Here is a 3875-nt window from a genome sequence, read left to right on the forward strand (position 1 = left end):
GCCGCGATCGACCGCCTTGCACATGTCGTAGATGGTGAGCAGCGCAATATTGACCGCAGTGAGCGCCTCCATCTCCACCCCGGTGCGACCCATTGTTTCGGCGCTCACCGTGCAATGCACGGCGCAGGCCGCAGGGTCGATGGCGAAATCGACGGCGACGCGGGTCAGTGGGATGGGGTGGCACAGCGGAATCAGGTCGGCCGTCTTCTTGGCGGCCATGATGGCGGCGATGCGGGCGATGCCGAGCACATCGCCCTTCTTGTGGCCGCCGTTGGCGATCAGTGTGAGCGTCGCGGGCAGCACGCGGATGCTGCCGCCGGCAACGGCGACGCGCCCGGTCTCCGCTTTGGCGCCGACATCGACCATATGCGCCTGGCCCGCTGTGTCGAAATGGGTGAGCGTGTTCATGGCGCCTCCCAGCGTTGCCGCTCGGTATCGTCCTCTTCGCGGGCCTCGACCCATTGCCGCCCCGCGCTGTTTTGTTCCAGCTTCCAGAACGGCGCTTCCGTTTTGAGGTAGTCCATGATGTAGGCATTGGCATCGTACGCCGCCCTGCGATGCCGGCTGGCGGTCAGCACCAGCACGATCTCGTCGCCGGCGGCGAGCCGGCCCACACGGTGGATCACCGTCACCGCGGCGAGCGGCCAGCGCGCGCAGGCGGTGTCGACAATCGCAGCCAGCGCCTTCTCTGTCATGCCCGGGTAGTGCTCCAGCGTCATCACCGAATCCGAACCGAAATCGCGCACCCGGCCGACGAAGGCGGCGACGGCGCCGCTGTCGACGTCGCCCGTGACAAGCGCTGCGTATTCCTGGCCCAGGTCGAACGCTTGCGGCCCGACCACGATGCGGATGCGGCTCATCCGCCCGTCACCGGCGGGAAGATGGCCACCTCGGCGCCATCGGGTAGCGCATCGCCCAGCTGTGCCATGTCCTGGTTGATCGCGACGCGAAATACGCGGCCACCGCCCAGTTCCGCCAGCCATACCCCGCCGCGCGCAGCGAGCTCGGCCACCAGGTCGGCGGCCGTGGCGGCGTCGGTGGCCAGCGTTTCCCCGGCGGAGCCAAAGGCCTCGCGCAGCCGGGCAAAATAAACCAGATGCAGTGTTTTCATCGGAGCCTCATTGCGTCAGCAGCGCCAGCGGCAGGATGCGTACCGGGTCGCCCTCTTCGATGCACAGCCCTTCGGGCGCGATGGCGAGCGCGTCGGCCCAGGCCGCCGAGGTGAGTACGCCCGAGCTCTGGTTGGCATAGGGAACGGCATGGCCGTGCTCGATGCGCACCCGCAGGTATTCGCGTCGGTCGCTGACGCGGCGGCGCTCGAAGCCGGCCGGCAGCCAGATATGGGGCAGCGTTTCGTTCACGCCGAGCCGCGCCAGCAGGAAGGGGCGCACCAGCAGCACGAAGGTGACAAAGGTGGACACGGGATTGCCCGGCAAGCCGACAAAATCGGCGTCGCCAACGCGGCCAAAAGCGAAGGGCTTGCCCGGCTTGATCGCGATCTTCCACAGCGCCAGCCAGTCGTGCGTCTCGAGCGCGGCGCGCACATGATCCTCTTCGCCCACCGACACCCCCCCGGTGCTGAGCACCACGTCGTGGGCTTGGGCCGCCTCGCGCAGCACGCGGATAGTCAGTTCGCGATCGTCCAGCACGATGCCGTAGTCGGTGACCGCGCAGCCGAGTGCCTGCAGCAGGTGCACCAGCAGATAGCGGTTGGAGTTGTAGATCTGGCCAGGGCCCAGCGGCTGGCCAGGCTCGACCAGCTCGTCGCCGGTGCACAGCAGCGCCACGCGAAGGGGGCGCAGCACCTCGACCGCAGCGATGCCCAGCGATGCGATCAAGCCCAGGTGAGCGGCGGACAACCGCGTGCCGGCCGCGACCGCCACGCTATGCAGCGCCACATCCTCGCCGGTGCGGCGTATATGCTGGCCCGGCCGGATGGAACCGGCCACCGCGACGATGCCATCGGCCACGCTGCAGTCTTCCTGCATCACCACCGCGGTGGTGCCGGGCGGGATGGGCGCGCCGGTGAAGATGCGCGCGGCCTCACCCGCTTGGAGCGGCTGGCCGACCTCGCCCGCAGCGATGCGCTGGGTCACGGCATATTGCATCGCCGGCGCAGTGTAGTCCGGCACGTTGAGCGCGTAACCATCCATCGCGCTGTTGTCGAAGCCAGGCACCGCCAGCGGCGAGATCAGGTCGTGCGCCAGTACCCGGCCCAGCGCCTGCGTCAGCGGCAAGCGCTCGGTCTCGGTGATGCGGCGTGCCGCGGCGATCAGTTGTTCGAGGGCGTGTTCGACAGTCAGCATGGGGCGGCACGGAGCAGGATGAAATCGGCAATGGCCGCGATCTCGGTCAGGCCGAAACGCGGCAGGTCGGTGGCGACGGGATCGTCGCTGGCGATGGCGACGATGGAGCCGTCATCGGGCCAGAGCATAGGCTGGCCGACAGCGGCACGCCACACCTCCAATTTGGGCAGCGTGGCGTGCTTGTAGCTCTCGACCAGCGTCAACTCGGCCGGAGCGAGGCGCGCTAGCACCTCGGCCAAGGGTGGCTCGGGCGCGGCGCGCAGCTCGTGAACGATGGCAAAGCGATAAGGCGACACGATCGCCACTTCGCCGGCACCGGCCGCGCGCAGCCGGGCGCTGTCCTTGTGCGGTGGCTCCAGCGGAATATCGTGGTGCGAGTGCTTGATCGCATTGACCACGATGCCGCGCCGCGCGTACTCGGCGATCAGCGCCTCGAGCAGCGTGGTCTTGCCGGAACCGGACCAGCCGGCAATGCCGAAGGCGCGCATGCTCATGAGGTTCAAGTCCGTTCACTTGGAGCGAGAAGCGGCGATGCTTGCTCCGTCGAAAACCAGCTTAGAAATGCTTGGATGACCGCAACAAAAGTGGCGTACTCGACTGCTACAGCGTGAATGCGCTCGGTCTTCAGGTCTTTGAACAACAGTCGAAGCCATTGCCCGTTACCAACGATGAACGATTTGCTGTGATCGAATGATTCTCCGCCATTTGTAAGAAAGTTGAACCGCGAGAAACGCTGCGCGTCCGCCATGATTTCCTCCATGCTGCAATCGTCGTCGCCGTAAAGCGCATGATCCAGCAGATTGAACAACGCCTCACCAGCAAACTCATGGAGTTCTTGGGCATCCAGCTCCGGTAAACGCGCGATTGCGTTTGATAGATGGGAAACGGTGACATTGAGCATGCAAGCAGGCTCGCAAATGTCGCCAAGGCAGTTGCCCTGCGCCCATAAGCACATGCGGCCAAACACCCAGCCGTGTTCATTTGGCAGTGGATCGTGGTAAGCCTCTATCGCAAAACCAGAGCGGGAACCGAATAGCACGGCCTACCCCCCCGTCTGCGACATAAAGCGCACGATTTTCTTCGGTTGCTCATTGAATTCATGCCGCTCGGGCTTCAATTCGATCGCTTCGTGGATCGCTGCTTCCAGCTCGGCATCGGTCGCGCCACCGCGCAGCAGCGGGCGGAATTCGAACTTGGCTTCCTGGCCCAGGCACAGGTAGAGCGTGCCATCGACCGCCAGCCGCACGCGGTTGCAGCTGGCGCAGAAGTGCTGCGAGAGCGGGGTGATGAAGCCGATGCGCCCGACGCCATCCACAGTGCGCCAGTAACGCGCCGGGCCACCGCCGAGCTCCAGCACCTCGGGCACCAGCGCGAACCGCTGCACCAACATGTCACGCACCGGGCCCAAGTCCAGGTATTGCGCGTTGCGGCCGGTGTCGCCCATCGGCATGGTCTCGATCAGCCGCAGGATGAAGCCGTGCTCGAAGCAGAACTCGGCCATGCGCGCGATCTCGTGCTCGTTCACGCCGCGCATCACCACCATATTGAGCTTGATCGGCGCGAAGCCCG

The 3875-nt window shown here is 65.8% G+C and carries 7 protein-coding genes; all 7 read right to left on the minus strand.

What is annotated here, in order from left to right; all coding sequences use genetic code 11:
* A partial coding sequence (moaC, locus tag NLI84_RS18770) for a cyclic pyranopterin monophosphate synthase MoaC (RefSeq protein WP_255992356.1) occupies positions 1–408 on the minus strand: 408 nt, incomplete at its 3' end.
* Entirely contained in the window at positions 405–860 is a 456-nt protein-coding gene (moaE, locus tag NLI84_RS18775; protein WP_255992357.1) for a molybdopterin synthase catalytic subunit MoaE, read from the minus strand. The genes moaC and moaE, both read right to left, overlap by 4 nt.
* Positions 857–1111 (minus strand): MoaD/ThiS family protein, encoded by a 255-nt coding sequence (locus tag NLI84_RS18780; RefSeq protein WP_255992358.1) that lies wholly within the window; start codon positions 1109–1111, stop codon positions 857–859. Before NLI84_RS18780 ends, moaE begins: the two co-directional genes overlap by 4 nt.
* 7 nt (positions 1112–1118) lie before the next feature.
* Positions 1119–2306, minus strand: a complete 1188-nt coding sequence (locus NLI84_RS18785) for a molybdopterin molybdotransferase MoeA (protein ID WP_255992359.1) — start codon at positions 2304–2306, stop codon at positions 1119–1121.
* Entirely contained in the window at positions 2300–2800 is a 501-nt protein-coding gene (gene mobB / locus NLI84_RS18790) for a molybdopterin-guanine dinucleotide biosynthesis protein B (RefSeq protein ID WP_255992360.1), read from the minus strand. The genes NLI84_RS18785 and mobB overlap by 7 nt, the downstream gene beginning before the upstream one ends.
* A gap of 5 nt (positions 2801–2805) precedes the next feature.
* Positions 2806–3345: an Imm42 family immunity protein gene (locus NLI84_RS18795; protein ID WP_255992361.1), complete on the minus strand. Its 540-nt coding sequence runs from the start codon at positions 3343–3345 to the stop codon at positions 2806–2808.
* 3 nt (positions 3346–3348) lie between these two features.
* Positions 3349–3875: GTP 3',8-cyclase MoaA family protein (locus NLI84_RS18800; protein WP_505661170.1), on the minus strand; the 527-nt coding region annotated here is incomplete at its 5' end.

The sequence above is a fragment of the Chitinolyticbacter albus genome (assembly GCF_024437655.1).
In the GTDB taxonomy this organism is placed as follows: Bacteria; Pseudomonadota; Gammaproteobacteria; order Burkholderiales; family Chitinibacteraceae; genus Chitinolyticbacter; species Chitinolyticbacter albus.